Source organism: Saprospiraceae bacterium (genome assembly GCA_016715965.1).
GTDB lineage: Bacteria > Bacteroidota > Bacteroidia > Chitinophagales > Saprospiraceae > Vicinibacter.
The window spans coordinates 2780675-2797995 of the sequence record JADJXG010000001.1 but is presented as its reverse complement, the minus strand read 5'-3'; the positions used below and the strand labels follow the sequence as shown (position 1 = coordinate 2797995).

Below are 17321 nucleotides of genomic sequence, written 5' to 3'. Positions count from 1 at the left end.
GGTTAGATAAAAGATTGTTCTGAAAGGCGATCCATACGGGTCGCCTTTTGTTTTGTTGAATGTGATTATTTGCTACACGGTTTTGATAATTCTGTTGCCTGACTTATCTTTGCCGGCCGTTTGGAGGAATGGCAGAGCGGTCGAATGCGGCGGTCTTGAAAACCGTTGACTGTAACAGGTCCGGGGGTTCGAATCCCTCTTCCTCCGCCATCAAATCCAAGGATTGATGATTATCTGGTGGTTGTAGCTCAGCTGGTTAGAGCATCGGATTGTGGTTCCGAGGGTCGCCGGTTCGATCCCGGTCATCCACCCTTTGGGTCGTCCCCAAGCCAACTTGGGGATCATCCACCCAACATAAAGCCTTTCTGTTGTACAGAAGGGCTTTATTATTTTAACAATAAGTATCTTACGTTCCGAAGGAAGTCCCCACCCAACATAAAGCCTTTCTGTTGTACAGAAGGGCTTTATTATTTTAGGAACATTCAACTTTTTAGAGTCTTTCTGTCCTTAGGAAGGGCTTTCTGAATTCATGTAGTCGCTACTCAGATAGTTCCTTCATTAATACAAAAATACCCTAGCAACTTACAATGCACCATCTAGCGAATCACCAAATATGATATACTCTCAAATTAAATCAAAGAGATTTTGTAATGTTGCTTCAAAATGAAGTTAAATCTGTCGAATGAGGAAACACTTAAATGGATAAAATAACAAAGGTTTATGTCAATATTAAATTTCGGAAGAAAGAAAGATCTGAGCCTTTCCCATTGCTATGAATCACTTATACACCAGACAATAAATTACCATGAAAATTCAAATAAAATATGGTTGTAGATTAAAATTGCATTCATATTTTTACTCAATAAACAAAATCAATGCACTGTTATTTTATAGGATGAAATACTTCCTTTATCCCCCGTCACAGTTAAAATATAGATTCCAGTCCCAAGAATCGCACTTAAGTTGAAACCGTGTTTCCCTGGATGAAACTCATAAATAACTCGACCCAACAGGTCACTTAGTCTGTAGTTGATTTTACGATTGGCACAATTCTCCCATGCGATCATGCCGTCTGCTAGCCACCAGCGACAACCCCCAAGGTCCGTATTGTCGTCCAAAGAAGAAGGCTCTATCTGGACGATCACCTCTTGCCAATCGCTATAACATTGATGTGGTTTCGGGCGAACGGTCCACTCGTAAAATGCATAAAAATAATTCTCGCCATGTTGAGATCGGACAATCCTCAACTTGTCCTCCAGATGAATCGGATACCGGACATTGAGATCACTGCGCTGCAATCTCGGTGACATTGAATTCAGGTAAACCATGTTGGTATCTGTGGAGGTCGTTAAAAAATAAGTCGTGTTGGGACCGGATAATTCAAAACCCACAAAAACTCGATTCTTACCCGGTGTCAACCAAACATCCTGTTGTTGTACCACCCACCAATCCGCATCTAAAAGTTGAATGGTCCTCTTGGCTTCCCGATCTGTATATAAAGTCAAACTATCCAAAATCAAATCTTGAAAAACTTTAAATTCCATCCTTGGATTCAAATGCTGAGCGTGGTAAGCGGCTGTATGGAATTCAGGCACCAGAGGACCTCCTGTAACCGGGTCAAAATCTCCCACCGAAAATGTCCTAGCAAAAAAACGGGTCGTGTTTTGTAAAACCGGAGTAATAAATTGATCTCCTACAAATATGGCTTCTTTGTCTTCCCTGGACTTAAACCATTCGGTGTTCATCTGATCGGAAATCAGTGTAGCAGATCCTGGACCTGTCAAAGTAACATTTTCTATGATTGGATCTACTGGCAAATCCACGATGGTCAGTTTGAGACTGTCGGTAGACCAATCCGAACAGAGTCCTTTCACCATTGCATGATAAATTCCATCCTGAGAAAGTATTCTATTGGCATCGTAACTTCCATTTTCCCAAATCAAATTACTGTATCCCGGTACGGACAATTGAATTTCTTCGCCCGCACAAATCAATTGCTGATATCGATGGGACAATCTGGGGTGCTCCTCAGGATTGAGCAGTATACTGACCGTCTTTGAAATTTTCTGACAACCGTCACTTGCTGCAATTCTAAAAAAATACAGCCCTGAAGAATCAGCTTCTATGGTTTGTCCAAAAATGCCGATATTCCATATCATGGAATCTTCCAACTGCTCTGCCCTCAGCTCAATCCTTTGCTCCAGACATACAATGGTATCTATAGCCGGGCTTAAGTTCTGCCTTTCAACCGCGCAATGCCCTTCGGTAATCAGATAAAATTGATTTGCCGATAACTGCTCGTACCGATCAACACGCCCGGAAGGCCATTTGATAATTACACTGTCTATTTCTTCATGATCAGCAAGCCCGAAGTGGAGATTGAGGCTATTCTGAATTCCATACGATTCTCCACTCAGCATTTCCTGATATTGCATGGTGCCTCCCGTCCAGATGTATATCAATGCTCCAATGCCATTCGTATTGGACAGATTGCCTTTTAAGCCAAGTTTTATCCAGTGATTTTCATTCCCATTGTTGATCCACAACTTGTCGGGAATGTTTGAAATATTATTGATCAGATAAGCATAAGATCCGTATAAATCCAGAAAGCCGTCTTCATTAAAATCACCAACTACCATGGAGCTGAAGGGAGTCAATCCTGTTTGAACTTGCTCAAAATAGCCACGACCATTGTTGAGCCAGATTTCAGTGCCATTGCCGCAAAGGATTAAATCTTGATCCATGTCGTTGTCAAGATCCCTCAAAAGCATCTGAAAAATGGCCAATTTAGAATCCAGCCCGGAAGCAATGGTCGCGTCATCATAGGTCCCGAAGTGATTTTGCAAATAGACCTTGCTCGGCGCATAGTGATTGGCCACCATCAAATCAGTTCTACCGTCTCCGTTAATGTCTCCAAAAACAGAGACCCAGCTTTGGTCACCACAATCTATCCCCATCAGATCGCTGATCTCTAAAAAACGCTGATCGTCATTTTTGTAAAACAAATTGACCCTCCGCGGATCTCTGGGATCCTTTGCATGTGGGTGGCATTTTGAAATATACAAATCACCATCTCCGTCCTGATCAAAATCAGACCACTGACATCCGTAATTCCCGGCTTCATTGCTTGCGGGGTCCATGCTGAGATCGATCCATGCGGTGTTGTTTTTTAGCGTACCGGACAGATTTTCAAAAACTTTGGTTTTGGCATTGTCATCGCAAATGGTCAGATCGATCCAACCATCCTTGTTGATATCATAAAAGCAAGCCGCTTGAGAAAAAAAATAGGGGAAGTTTAATCGCGTAGCTTCAAACCTGCCTTGGCTTCTCTGATAAAGAACTTGAAAATTGGGCTCATCTCCACCCAAGACTATATCTGCCAATCCATTTCGGTCGATGTCTGCCACCGAAATGGACCAAAGTGGCACTGCCGTTGTTACCGGAATTCTCACCCAGATAAAATGTGCTTTTCCTGTACCGTATCCAGCCCACAAATACCTTCCCTGATCCAGAACCAATAAATCATCCTGATAATCTCCATTGATGTCGGCAGCGGACATGACCATTCCAGAAAATAATTCCTGACTCAGACCCGATTGAGAAAAACGGACCTGCCCAATTCCCATCTGCAAAACGAAACAGATCAAACTAAATCCAATTGCGACCTTTGTCATATATTCTCCATTGAAAACACAAATATAAATAAATTATATATATTGATGTAAGATATGATGAAACTTATTGACAGAATTCACATTTACCTGGATTACTGGATTCGGTCCAAGACCATCTACCAACTGCACTCTCCCAGACTATTTCAACTGGTTCAGAAATCCTTTGATCATGACCAATATTATTATGCTTTTGATTTGATCTGGCAAATGAGATACCAGATCGTTTCCCGTGGAGAACTCATTCCTGAAGACGAATTTTCAATTTCCAGGTCACAGGCCGGTCAAATTTTGGGGAGGTTTGCCCACCGCTCTGTGATGCCTTTAGAGCATTTGCACAGCCTGTTCCGAGTGTGCCGGTTTCTAAATCCCCAATCCATTCTGGAATTGGGCACTTGTCTCGGTATCAGCAGCCTGGCCCTTGGTCTGGCCGCTCCCAATGCACGGGTAACCGGAATTGAGGGAAACCCATTTTTCTGTAAGGAAGCTGAAACCCTTTTGGCTAATTTGAGGATGACTCATGTTAAAATTGAAAACAAAAATTTTGACCAATTCCTGGACGAATATACGGGGCCTTCATTTGATCTGGTTTTTCTGGATGGGGATCATCAAAGCGAAGCGACCAAGAGGTATTTGACCAAATTACTACCCTTCCTGACAAAGAAAACTTGTATTATTCTGGACGACATTCATTGGTCAGCTGACATGTCTCGTTGTTGGAAGGAAATTTGCAAGTGGCCGCAATTCCATTGCAGCCTGGAGACCCTGCGATGGGGTCTGTTGTTTACAGATCCAGGACTCAGTTCTGGAAACTATGTTTTTTGCAAACCATCTATGAAACCCTGGCAGAAATACTTCTGAGCAAGCCAATCAGATCTTGGATTATATTTAATTTAACTACCTTCGCGCTTTACCAAATGATCAAAACCAATGCCTGTAGATGTAATATTGGGGCTGCAATGGGGGGATGAAGGAAAAGGCAAGATCGTCGATTACCTGGCCGATCAATACAGCGTTGTTTGCAGATTTCAAGGAGGACCAAATGCCGGGCATACCCTGTATATTGATGGTATAAAACATGTGTTGCACACCATTCCTTCGGGAATATTTCGGGACAAAGTTTACAATGTGATAGGCAATGGGGTGGTTTTGGATCCGATTACACTGGAGAAAGAAATCCAATCTGTTTTGCCTAAAAAACAAGATGCTCTGGACCGATTGTTGTTATCCAGAAAAGCACATTTGATCCTTCCCGGACACCGTTGGATTGATCTCGCCTCAGAGAACTTTAAAGGCAAGGACAAAATTGGATCTACGCTGAGAGGAATTGGCCCTTGTTACATGGACAAAACCGGTCGAAATGGTCTGAGGGTGGGCGACATTGACAAAGCTGACTTCGAACAATTGTACAGAAAATTAAAGCAAAAACACTTGCAGTTTATTCGTCAATTTCCCGAAGTTGAATTTGATATTGATGTTGAAGAAACCCGATGGTTTGACAGTCTAGATTCCCTTCGCGGGATTCAAAAAATTGACGCAGAATATTGGTTGCACGCCCGCCTGAACGAAGGAGAAAATTTACTGGCTGAAGGTGCTCAGGGAACCATGCTCGATGTTGATTTTGGGACCTATCCTTATGTCACGAGTTCCAATACCATCACCGCCGGAGTCTGCACCGGATTGGGAATTTCTCCGGGCAATATTCGCCGTGTTATTGGCATTGCCAAAGCCTATTGCACACGGGTTGGATCTGGACCGTTTCCCTCAGAATTGGAAGATGAGACCGGGGAAAGCTTGAGAAAATCCGGAAACGAATTTGGTTCTACCACTGGAAGACCAAGGAGATGTGGTTGGCTTGACCTTGTTCAGCTTCGTTATGCTTGCATCATCAATGGCGTCACAGACCTTTGTATCACCAAAGCAGACGTACTCAATGATTTTGATACAATCTGTTTGGCAGAAGCTTATCAATTAAATGGCCAATGGAACCATGAGTTGCCTTATGATATGAATGACATTGAATCAGTCAAGTTGTATGAAATGAAAGGTTGGAAACAGGCCATTCCAAATGTCCCATTTCATCAATTGCCCAAGGAACTGATTGATTTTACAAAAAGAATCGAAGAGCTTGCGAAAGTAAGTGTTAAATATTTGAGTACCGGGCCTGGTAGAGAACAATTGCTGATACGCTAACATCGGGTCTGGGCATTCTTGACTGCAATTCCTTTTATTTGGATTACTTCCTTAATTCTTTGAAAAAGAATAGGTTGGTCATCAGGAAATTTTTAATCTTTAGGTCTGATGTATTCTCATTATTTTGTTGCCGTTTCAATGAACCGTCCCATATGGTAAAATCAGCTTTCTTATTCCTTGTCATTTTATTTTTTCACTCTGATTCCTTGTCCGCACAGGATTGTGCAGATGCTGGCGAGGACAGATTGGTATGTGGTTATGATGCGGATCTGATTGGCAGTCCGCCAGGTGGATTCTGGACTTTTAATTGCAATGATTCCAGACAGCTGATCTCATTGGACAGCATGTTTCCCGGAGGCATCCGAGTACGGGTCACAGCATGTGGCGAATATTCATTTGTCTATCACATTGATCAAGGCAATTGTATCAGTACAGACACCATTCAAATTCAATTTGAAAACCGGAATTTTAGGTTACAGGAGACAGAGCACACAATTTCTTTGAATTATCAATCCACCCCCTGTCATGTCTCTCCGACCGATTCCTGCGGGCCCATCAGGGTTTTGAATGGATTTATTCCGTTGACACCTCTTTGGAGATTTTCAATCAGAGGCGAATGTGAAACATACCAGGTCAAACAAGAACTATTTGGCATTGATTCTAACAGTTGCATGGTGGACAGTATTTCACAAAACATTCTTGTTCAAAGAGATACTGCCAGACTTAACTGGACCACCAGCCAACCTCCATTTATAGAACTCGACGAAAACAACCAAATCGTAAGGAATGACATTCAGAGATTTATCAGTATTATCACTGGTGGATTGTTGGAAGAGTTAAATCAAAAATGTCCTCTGGAAAAATGTTTTTCGGATCCCAATGATTGTCTTGATACCTTGCTGATCGATACGATTCGGGTTGCTATTCCGGTTCACCTTGGAGGAAACTGGTATTATATTGATGGCAACAATCACCATAAGTTGGATTTTGTTTCTTTGATTGAAATCGGAGGCGAAGCGTTTATTTTAAGTCTTCCCAACGGCCCCACTCACTACGGACCTGAGCCTATCATTTTTGAATTGTACGGAACGGATGGCAACCAAAACCCTGTCCCACTGAATTCTATTCAAAGAATTAATTTACAATGGCGAGAGGAATGGGTGTATGATACCATTGACTATTACAATTATCGTGAAATCTCAGATGTAAATTGTCACTGCCAGGGCACCACCCTACTAGGCAATGAAATTATTTTTCCCCCGGCTCCGGTTTTTGCCTGTCCCCCTGTAAGATTGATATTCGCACCCAATGTAGATGGCGAAATACGGGGTCAGCTAAGTTACTGTCAGGGAGAATTTACAGAATTGAGTGGCCCAGATGGAATGCAGAAATACCAGTGGAGTGACGGAACTTCCGAACAAATTACCCTGGTTTCAACTCCAGGATCTGTGATTTTATTGGTAGAGGATCAAAGAGCTTGCTTTGGAAGTGATACTGTGGAAATCGTTGAATTGGCACAGCCAAATCTTGCTGTAACAGTGGATAAATCCTTGCTGTGCAGAGGAGAATGCACTTTGGTTTATTTGAATTCGGATTCCGTAAATTTGACCATTTGGGAAAACAGGGACACCCTCTCACAAATTGAAATCTGCCCCAATGTCACCACTTTGTATAGGGCAAGATCCCTCAGTCCTGAAGGTTGCACGCATGACACTTTGATCCGGATTCAGGTGTTTGCATCTCCTGATCCCGGTTTGGGTTCAGATCAAACCTTAAACTGTCTTGTTACTGCCATTAAAATGGATGTAACACGACCTGACACCTTTGGAAATCGGGGATTTTATTGGGAGGGACCCGGGATTGATTTTTCCAACAAATTTGAATTAAACCCAAGCCTGTCAACTCCAGGACTCTATATATTCACGGTGATCGATTCACTGAGTGGCTGCATGGGTTCTGACAGTATTTTGATTTCCATAGATACCATCAGACCCCTGGCCTATGCGGGAGAAGACAGACTGATCAATTGTGTGGACAGTACAGTAATGTTAATTCCTGACAGCTCGGATTTAATTCAGGGTTACTATTGGGAATGGTCAGGTTTGGGCATCTCATTGGGCAACAAAAATGAAATCATTCAATCTGTTGATCGTCCCGGGCTGTATGTCCTGAGGGTTCAGAATTTACAAAACAACTGCGAAACATCAGACACTGTTGAGGTTTTTATCAACCGCACACCCGCATTGGCTGACGTCGGCAGAGAAAGAACCTTGCCCTGTGATTCGACATCTATCACCATTGGTGGAAATTTTAGCTCAATGGGGGCAGACTACAAAATTAGCTGGTCGGGGCCCGGCATTGACAGTACAAACAGGGACAGCATTGCTCCCAAAATTTCAGAACCCGGAACCTATGTCCTACACATCAAGCATTTGATTTCTCTCTGCGAGGCAACTGATACGGTAATTGTCAGAGAACCTGATAGCCTTCCAAAAATTAATTTGTTTAAAACTTCAGATCTAAATTGCAGATCTGATACTGTAATATTGGATGCAAGCCAATCCACCGGAAGAAACCTAAAATTTTTCTGGGCAGGTCCGAATGTATCGGATGCGGATAGAAATCTCAACAGAATTATCGTCCGCCAGGCAGGAAAATATTACATTCTGATAAGGGATACTGTGCTCAATTGTGAAATCCTGGACTCGATTCTGATTACAAAAGAAGATGGTCAGCCCATTATCAGCGCAGGTCTGGACAAAGCAATCACCTGTGATTTTGTATCGGTGGTATTGGATGGATCTTACAATATTGCGGACGCCAATGCCAATTTGAGCTGGACAGGGCCGGGAATTCATCCCAACAATGCAAACATGCGAAGGCCTGTGGTGGATCAACCCGGTGAATATGTTTTTAAAGTCGAGGATCGTGTCAACGGTTGTGATTCATACGACACCGTTGTAGTTTCCAAGAATCTCAACATTCCACAAGCGCTGCTGGGTCAGGACAGATTGCTTACCTGTCGTCAGGATACCCTAGACATTACAGCTTCTTTGTTGAATTACAAAACAAGTTACAGCTTTGAATTCAAAGGGCCTGGCATTTCATCCAGTCAGGAAAGAAATATCCGCCAAATAATTCGCGTTCCGGGGACGTATGTCACACGCATCAGCACACCCAACCCTGAATGTATTTCTACAGACACGATGGTGGTTACGATCGATACCGTGGTTCACTCCGCCGGAATCCCTAACCCGATCTGGTTTAGTTGCCAAAATCGGACGGTGACTTTTACGGTTCCGGATTTTGGTTTTTTTGATTCCATCTCATGGAGAGATGTTTTCGATCGAAGAATGAGCAGCAATGATTTTGGAAGAACGGTCACTTTTGAATTTGAAGGAAGACATAGTTATCGCGTCTATCAAAAGAACGGTTGTGATTATACAGGTACTCTGGTCGTACAGCCCTACGCCACCATTGTCCTCGATCGCATAGAGCTGAGCCATGTTTGCGGATCAGAACCCAATGGCAGCATCCGTATTTTTATCAAAGAGGGTGTGCCCCCTATCCGTTACAGTGTGGATGGAAGTCCCAAAGACCCCAATAACTTTTACAGTGGCTTGGATGAAGGGCCCCATATTATCAGGATATATGACCAATTTGATTGTCAATTCGACACCACTGTTGTCATTCGAAGATTACTGGGTTTACCCCTGATGTACGATGGGTTGAGAGTGACACATACGATCTGCAAAGACACTTCTCTCAATGTGTATGATTTGTTCAAACAATCTAACTTTCCGTATGATTCTGCCATTTTTGAGTGGAGAAACGAGAACGGGGAGGTCATTGGACGCGATTCACTTCAAAATTTTATGACGAAAGGAAATTACGTCGCCTACATTACCAATAAAAACGGTTGTGACTCGATGAAGATTTTCTTTACTTTGGAACAGGAAGAAAGCGGTGCGGAGAACAAGATTCATTTGCCGAATGTTTTTACACCCAATGGCGATCGAGAAAACGATGAATTTAAAGTAGTTTTTGACCAGGATGCTATTTTTGAACCCAATGGATTCAGTCTGCGAATTTACAATCGTTGGGGCAAGATGGTTTTCGAAAGCAATGATCCGGATGAAGCCTGGGATGGAAGTTATCAAGGCCAGTTGGCTCCGATGGATAGCTACATTGTGCAGTTTATCGGCACACTTGATATTTGCGGTTCAAACAGGTTGGTCGAACTTAAGACAACTTTAAGTTTGATTCGTTAATCCATAAGAGCTCCTATTTGTTTGACAACGAAAGCAATGCCTTTCTCTTAAAAAGAGGCATGGTTTTTGTAATAAATTATTAAATATTTATTTTATACATAAATAGTTTATGACCAAACAATTATGGATTATTGTCGCCTCCACCGCCCTTTTGGCTTCCACGCTCACCTGGGCCTTGCATCATTTTATTTACATTGATTCTTATACAGCGCTCCAGCAATCCGATAAAAGCCATCTTGAAAACCAACAAGTCTTGGAGAGGCTGATAAAATCAGATCGGATCCACAGCAATCTTCACTCCAGCGCCCCTACCCATTTTATTGAAGCAGCAAAAATTTCAACGCCGGCTGTGGTGTTTATTGAATGCATTCAAGATGGTCAGGACCTGATGCCCATGGTCAACAAGGGTGTATCCACTGGTTCAGGTGTCATTATTTCTCCAGATGGCTATATCGTTACCAACAACCACGTGATTGAGAAAGCCAAATCCATTCAGATCATGCTCAATGACAACCACGAATACCAGGCCAAGTTGATTGGTACTGATCCAAATACTGACCTCGCCGTACTCAAAATAGAAGCGACCGGGCTGCCCTACTTGCTTTTTGGAAACTCGGATTCTGCACAGATTGGTGAATGGGTCCTTGCCGTAGGGAATCCTTTCAGATTGCAATCCACGGTTACGGCTGGCATCATTTCTGCAAAAGCGAGAAATATAAATATACTCAACAACCAACAATATCGGATAGAGTCATTTATCCAAACAGATGCTGCTGTTAATCCGGGTAATTCCGGAGGCGCTCTCGTCAATTCTGAAGGCGAACTCATCGGAATCAATACTGCCATTATGACTTTCACGGGTCGCTATGAAGGATATTCTTTTTCCATTCCATCAAATCTTGTGCGCAAAGTGGTGTATGATCTACAGGAATTTGGAAACGTTCAACGCGGATTGTTGGGCGTCACCATTGAAAATGTGGACAACCAACGCGCCAAACAATACGGACTTGAACGGATTGCAGGTGTGTACATCTCCAACATTACCAAAGACGGAGCAGCAGATGAGGCCGGATTGAGGCCGGATGATATCATCTTAGAAGTCAATGATAGAATCGTCCATTCGGTGTCCGAACTGCAGGAAATCATAGGTCGATTTAGACCTGGAACCCCTGTAAGTTTGGCTTATTGGAGAAATGGATCAAAATTTTCAACCAAAGCGATTTTAAAAAATCAAATCAATTCTACAGAGCTCATCAGCACACGACGAGATCCGGTGCTGGTAGAATATGGATTTGAACTCAGAGATCTTAGTGAAAAAGAAATTGCCAATATTAAAACGAAAGGCGTGAGGGTCCTTAGCATTTATAGGGAGAGTAAAATTTGGAATACCAATATGATTCCCAATTACATCATCACCCACGTCAATGGACAGAAGGTCAATAGTGTAGATGAACTCATTAAAGCCATGGAAAAATCCAACGATAAAATTTCCTTCGATGGCTTTTATGAAGAGTATCGCGGAAGATACCCTTACAGTTTTAATAAAAACCAGTAGCAATTCAGAGTTCAAACTTCCTCACAAAATACGGCAAGTGTTAAGAATTCATTCTTAATTCCAACTCGAGTATTTGTGCTACATACAGCATTTGAGTTTTTTGAGCTTAGTATTAAATTTTAAAATGAGGGTTATCCCACAGATCATATCTGCGATTAGCAGGGTCTTTCGCTACAATGCAAACAAATAATATTTTTCGGTTAAATCCATTTTACCAATGGCCAATTGCAATTTCCTGAATTAATTTTCTCAACAAATGCATTGCCAATGCCCAAATACTATCACTGAAAAAATGTGTAAATTCTTTCATAGAGCACTAAAATATTTGCACTCTAAAATGGAATGTTACCTTCATTTGATCCTTTCTCTATCAGGGACAATTCCTTACCCAAACAAATACCCACGACACAATATTCCATTCAATTCTGATATACTATTAGCATCGCTAATTTATTGACTAGTCTCAAATACCAAGTATTAAAAATCCCAATTCATTTACTTGATGAGAACTCATCCAATTTTTCAAATCTGATATTTTAACCAAGGTATCGGCTTTATTCCCAAACGATTAATTTTTTACATTTTTAAAAGTATCTTCCATAAATAAAAAATGATTCCTCTCAATTTTTCCGGAATGGCAGATCCAAATAAATTGGGAAGCTTGACTTGAATAAAAACATACGCTTTTGGCCAAGGACCAATTTGTCATGCTTTTAGCATTTTCACGCTTCATAAATCATATTGAGATAGGTTTTATAAATCCTGCTCAAAACAATTTAACCAAATGAATGGCAGTAAAAGAAGTTAAATACGCGATAAATGAGTGGGATTGTTTCATTGGTTATCCCTTAAAATTCCACGGCTGCGAACAGATGGGGTAAATTTCTGTTACTTTATCTGTCCAATTAAAATCTTAAACCCATGGATTTAGAGAAAAACAAAAACGAAGACGAGCTCTTACTCGCCATCGGCAAATTAACCCGCGAATTGGACAGGATCAAACTGGGTGGAGGGATCAAAAAACAAGAATCACAAAGAACACTTGGCAAATTAACCGCCCGTGAAAGAATTGAATATCTACTCGACAAAGACAGAGAATTCTGGGAGATTGGGGCGTTTGCCGGATATGGTATGTACGAAGAAGATGGAGGATGTCCTTCTGCAGGTGTTGTCGTGGTCATCGGTTATATCCGAGCCAGGATGTGCATGGTCATTGCCAATGATGCGACCGTAAAAGCCGGAGCCTGGTTTCCAATTACCGCTAAAAAAAATCTGCGGGCACAGGAAATTGCCATGGAAAACAGAATTCCCTTGATCTACCTGGTGGACAGTGCGGGAGTATATTTGCCCATGCAGGACGAAATATTTCCTGACAAGGAGCACTTTGGACGAATATTTAGAAACAACGCCATCTTGTCATCCAAAGGAATTCCTCAAATTGCCGCTATCATGGGCAGTTGCGTTGCGGGAGGCGCTTATTTGCCCATTATGTCAGACGAAGCATTGATTGTGGAAGGAACGGGATCTATCTTTTTGGCCGGTCCGTATTTGGTAAAAGCAGCGATAGGTGAAATCACTGACAACGAAACACTGGGTGGTGCTTCTACCCATTGTGAGATTTCCGGTGTCACCGATTATAAAATGAAAAACGACCACCATTGTCTGGACACCATTAAATCCCTGGTGGATAAGTTTGGCGATGGATTAAATGCGGGTTTCAGCAAGACAGCCGCAGTTTCACCCGAAAGAGATGCCCAGCAGCTCCTGAGTATCTTTCCAGCCAATAATCTCAAACCATACAATATGATGGAAGTCCTGGAATGTATTGCAGACAAAGATTCCATCACTTTGTACAAAGAAGCTTATGGCAAAAGCATCATCTGCGCTTACGCAAGGGTAGGTGGCTGGGCGGTAGGCATCGTCGCCAACGACAGACAGGTCATTAAATCGGGAAAAGGAGAAATGCAGATGGGAGGAGTCATTTATTCCGATTCGGCAGACAAAGCTACGCGGTTTATATTGAATTGCAATCAGAAAAAAATCCCATTGGTATTTTTTCAGGATGTCACCGGATTTATGGTAGGTACACGATCAGAACATGGTGGTATCATCAAAGATGGTGCAAAAATGGTCAATGCGGTGGCCAACAGCACAGTCCCCAAATTTACAGTGGTGGTTGGCAACTCTTATGGCGCTGGCAACTACGCCATGTGCGGAAAGGCATACGATCCAAGATTTATCGTTGCATGGCCTACCGCCAAGATTGCTGTGATGGGAGGTAGCCAGGCAGCAAGGGTTTTAACGCAGATCCAGGTATCTTCTTTAAAATCAAAAGGACATGCGCCCAATCCTGAGGAAGAACAAAATTTATTTGAAACAATCAGCAAACGCTATGAAAGTCAGACTTCAGCATATTATGCCGCTTCCAGACTTTGGGTCGATGCCATCATTGATCCAAGAGAAACCCGGAGCTGGCTGATCATGGGATTAGAAGCGTCTTCAAAATCTCCCATTGAAAAATTTAATGTAGGTGTCATTCAAAGTTAATACAAAGGAATGTTTGAAAAATTAAAAAACAAGTGGAAGGTGTCTTTTACACAACTGATCATCATCCTTTGTGTATTTGCCATTGGCGGCAGTCTTACCGGGTATTTGGGTAAAATAATCATGCCCCTTTTTGGAATAGAAATTAAACTTTTATGGCTGGTGGTGTATATTTTATTGGTCACAATGATCTGGCCGATGATGGTGCTGTTGGTCAGCATTCCATTTGGGCAATTTTCATTTTTTAAAAGCTATATTGCAAAACTTGGGCGAAGATTTCATATTGGAAAATGAAAAATTGCAAGTTCATTTCTGTAGCGATTCTGATCATTCTTCGAATATTTTTTTCAGAGAGCATTTATGCCCAAACAAATTTTAAGTTTTATCTCCCGATTCAGGACAGTCTCTCCATGAAATATCGCCTTACCCAATATGTAAAATCATCCCATGAAGTAAAAATCCCTCCCTCTAAATTCAGGGCTTTTTTCTGTAAAATGGAAGACCGGTATTTTCAAACGAAATCAGGAAGATTGGCTTTTAGATTGGGTAGTCTGGAGGAAGCGAATCGATATGAAGATAGGGATTAATGGACAATGGATAATGGAGAATTGACAATTGACAATGGATAATTGATAATGGACAATGGACAATGGACAATTGATAATTGACATTGGATAATGGATAATGGACAATGGAGAATTTTTAGATTAGAAGGAGGATGTCGGCTGGTTTAGAAAAAATAATGATATATCCTTTGAAGTCGGGGCCCGGATATGCTGTAGACGAAACGGTTGTTGTAGAAACTGGATTTGAATATGACAGAAAGTGGATGTTGGTGAATCAACAACATCAATTTATTACCCAACGCGAAAAACCCATCTTAAATACACTTGAAATAAAACTTATTCCTGATGGTTTTTGCTTATACCATCCCAAACACCCGGATGATTTTGCAGTACTCAGCAAAGATTTCAAAAGCGATCATTCTATATTTGTCAAAATATGGGAGTCTGAATTTTATACTGAGATGGGTGATCAAAAAGTTTCTGATTGGTTTTCAGAATTACTAAACGAAAAAGTGATTTTAGCACAGTTGAAACCGAGAGCCAGAATCAAGCAAAGCAATTATTGGCCAGACAGTTTTCCAATCAGTTTTACAGATGGTTATCCAGTTCATTTGATTAATCTGGAATCGGTCAGGGATTTGTCAAAAAGGTGTGGAGAAAAAATCCATCCGTCTCAGTTCAGACCCAATCTGATGGTTGATGGATTGGAAGCCTATCAGGAAGATCAATTAAAAAAAGTTGCGATTGGATTTCAAACATTTAGTGTGATCAAGAAATGTGAGCGTTGCATTATGAGTACTTTACCACCTCAATCTGCTGAGTTTAGAAAAAATCCTTTAAAAACATTGTCTCAATTTCGGCGCCAAGAAAATGCTGTAAGTTTTGGAATCTATCTCATTCCTGATGCAATAAGTGATACAACAAAACAGCGCATCCATATAAAGGATAAAATTAAATTGGAGTTTTAAAAAATTAGTTCCTTTGCGGCTTCAACCAGCACCCAGTTCGGATTGTTGGTTATAAACTTTTTAATAAAGCCATTTTCAATCTAAAACAAATCCATGCAAGAAGCTTATATTGTATCCACTGCCAGAACACCCATTGGCGCTTACGGTTCGTCATTGATCTCATTTTCAGCTACATCACTTGGTGCTCATGCCATCAAAGCAGCTGTTGAAAGAGCAGGGATATCTCCTGAACTTATCGAATCTGTCTTAATGGGAAATGTGCTTTCAGCCAATTTGGGACAGGCCCCAGCCAGACAAGCTGCCCTAGGAGCCGGATTGCCATTTTCCACCAATTGCACCACCATTAACAAGGTATGTGCCTCCGGGATGAAGTCCGTCATGATGGCTGCACAAGCCATACGTCTTGGTGAGGCTGATATTGTGGTCGCAGGTGGTATGGAAAGCCTTAGCAATGTACCTTATTACATCCCAAAGGCCCGATGGGGCTATAAGTACGGTAATGGAGAGATCATAGATGGATTGCACTACGATGGACTTCTGGATGTCTATGACAAGACCGCCATGGGCGTTTGTGGTGATGCTACCGCTAAAAAATTTATGATTAGCCGCGAAGCACAAGATGCCTTTGCCATCCAGTCCTACCAAAGATCCGCAGAAGCAACAACACAAGGAAGATTGGCTTCAGAAATAGCACCGATTTCCATTCCTCAAAAAAAGGGAGAAGCTTTGATCATCAAAGATGACGAAGAATATTTAAAAGTAGATTTTTCAAAAATACCGGGATTGAAGCCATCCTTTACCCCAGATGGAACGGTGACCGCAGCCAATGCTTCCACCTTAAATGACGGTGCAGTCGCTATGGTGATCGTCAGTGAGAGAAAACTCAAGGAATTAAATCTGAATCCACTCGCAAGAATTGTTTCTTATGCCGATGCAGAACAAGAACCAGCCTGGTTTACCACAGCACCCACCAAATCAGCCCCCATTGCATTGCAACGAGCGGGATTAAGCGCTACTCAGATTGATTACTGGGAGGTCAACGAAGCATTCGCAGTAGTCCCATTGGTTTTTGCAGAAATCATGCAAATTGATCAAAATCGTCTCAATGTAAATGGTGGTGCAATATCCTTAGGTCATCCCCTGGGAGCTTCAGGTGCCAGAATCACAGGCGCTTTGAGCAATATCCTTCATCAAAATCAGGCCAAATATGGTCTGGCTGTTATATGTAATGGAGGAGGTGGATCTTCAGCGATTGTGTTGGAGAATGTGTAAGAAGGAAATTAATTAGTCGATTAGAGAAATAGTTGATTTGTTCTTTGGGAAGTATGGAAATTATAAAATTTGGAAATTTTATAAATAAAAATGATTTCTTTAGCTGTAATAACCTAGACTTGATCTGACAGTTGGCGATAAAAAAGAATAATCCAACGCTTCAACAAAAGTAACAATTGTTCCGTAAAAGTCAAGAGCGAGGCAAGTTCCTTCGGAACTCTTGACATTTACTCCACAATTTAGTTTGTTGACGTTTACGCGTTGAATTACTCTATTCATGA

At 41.7% G+C, this 17321-nt stretch carries 11 protein-coding genes and 2 tRNA genes; 11 read left to right on the top strand and 2 right to left on the bottom strand.

Features of this window, described 5'->3' with window-relative positions; translation table 11 throughout:
- The first annotated feature begins 122 nt into the window (after positions 1 to 122).
- Both IPM48_10635 and IPM48_10630 read left to right on the top strand, forming a co-directional pair.
- Positions 123 to 210, top strand: a tRNA-Ser gene (locus tag IPM48_10635).
- Between the two features lie 27 nt (positions 211 to 237).
- Positions 238 to 311, top strand: a tRNA-His gene (locus tag IPM48_10630).
- Positions 312 to 872: 561 nt separating this feature from the next.
- Here IPM48_10630 and IPM48_10625 read toward each other — a convergent pair.
- Complete coding sequence (locus IPM48_10625; protein MBK9272042.1) at positions 873 to 3674, bottom strand: VCBS repeat-containing protein; 2802 nt, start codon at positions 3672 to 3674, stop codon at positions 873 to 875.
- 57 nt (positions 3675 to 3731) lie between these two features.
- Between IPM48_10625 and IPM48_10620 the strand changes: the two genes are divergently transcribed.
- The 9 genes from IPM48_10620 to IPM48_10580 all read left to right on the top strand — a co-directional run bounded on the left by IPM48_10620 (position 3732) and on the right by IPM48_10580 (position 17040).
- The gene (locus tag IPM48_10620) at positions 3732 to 4532 is read left to right on the top strand and encodes a class I SAM-dependent methyltransferase (protein ID MBK9272041.1); all 801 of its coding nucleotides are present in this window, start codon (positions 3732 to 3734) and stop codon (positions 4530 to 4532) included.
- A gap of 69 nt (positions 4533 to 4601) precedes the next feature.
- On the top strand, positions 4602 to 5864 hold the full coding sequence (locus tag IPM48_10615; GenBank protein ID MBK9272040.1) for an adenylosuccinate synthase: 1263 nt from the start codon (positions 4602 to 4604) through the stop codon (positions 5862 to 5864).
- Between the two features lie 152 nt (positions 5865 to 6016).
- Complete coding sequence (locus tag IPM48_10610) at positions 6017 to 10135, top strand: gliding motility-associated C-terminal domain-containing protein (GenBank protein MBK9272039.1); 4119 nt, start codon at positions 6017 to 6019, stop codon at positions 10133 to 10135.
- A gap of 109 nt (positions 10136 to 10244) precedes the next feature.
- The gene (locus IPM48_10605) at positions 10245 to 11690 is read left to right on the top strand and encodes a trypsin-like peptidase domain-containing protein (protein MBK9272038.1); all 1446 of its coding nucleotides are present in this window, start codon (positions 10245 to 10247) and stop codon (positions 11688 to 11690) included.
- Between the two features lie 921 nt (positions 11691 to 12611).
- Complete coding sequence (locus IPM48_10600) at positions 12612 to 14237, top strand: acyl-CoA carboxylase subunit beta (GenBank protein MBK9272037.1); 1626 nt, start codon at positions 12612 to 12614, stop codon at positions 14235 to 14237.
- A gap of 9 nt (positions 14238 to 14246) precedes the next feature.
- Positions 14247 to 14528 (top strand): hypothetical protein, encoded by a 282-nt coding sequence (locus IPM48_10595; protein ID MBK9272036.1) that lies wholly within the window; start codon positions 14247 to 14249, stop codon positions 14526 to 14528.
- Entirely contained in the window at positions 14525 to 14821 is a 297-nt protein-coding gene (locus tag IPM48_10590) for a hypothetical protein (protein ID MBK9272035.1), read from the top strand. Before IPM48_10595 ends, IPM48_10590 begins: the two co-directional genes overlap by 4 nt.
- 131 nt (positions 14822 to 14952) lie before the next feature.
- A complete protein-coding gene (locus tag IPM48_10585; protein ID MBK9272034.1) occupies positions 14953 to 15768 on the top strand; it encodes an MOSC domain-containing protein in 816 nt (271 codons plus the stop codon).
- Positions 15769 to 15861: 93 nt separating this feature from the next.
- A complete protein-coding gene (locus tag IPM48_10580; protein MBK9272033.1) occupies positions 15862 to 17040 on the top strand; it encodes an acetyl-CoA C-acyltransferase in 1179 nt (392 codons plus the stop codon).
- 99 nt (positions 17041 to 17139) lie between these two features.
- On the opposite strand, the gene IPM48_10575 is transcribed toward IPM48_10580, so the two are convergent.
- Complete coding sequence (locus IPM48_10575) at positions 17140 to 17319, bottom strand: hypothetical protein (protein ID MBK9272032.1); 180 nt, start codon at positions 17317 to 17319, stop codon at positions 17140 to 17142.
- Between the last annotated feature and the right edge of the window lie 2 nt (positions 17320 to 17321).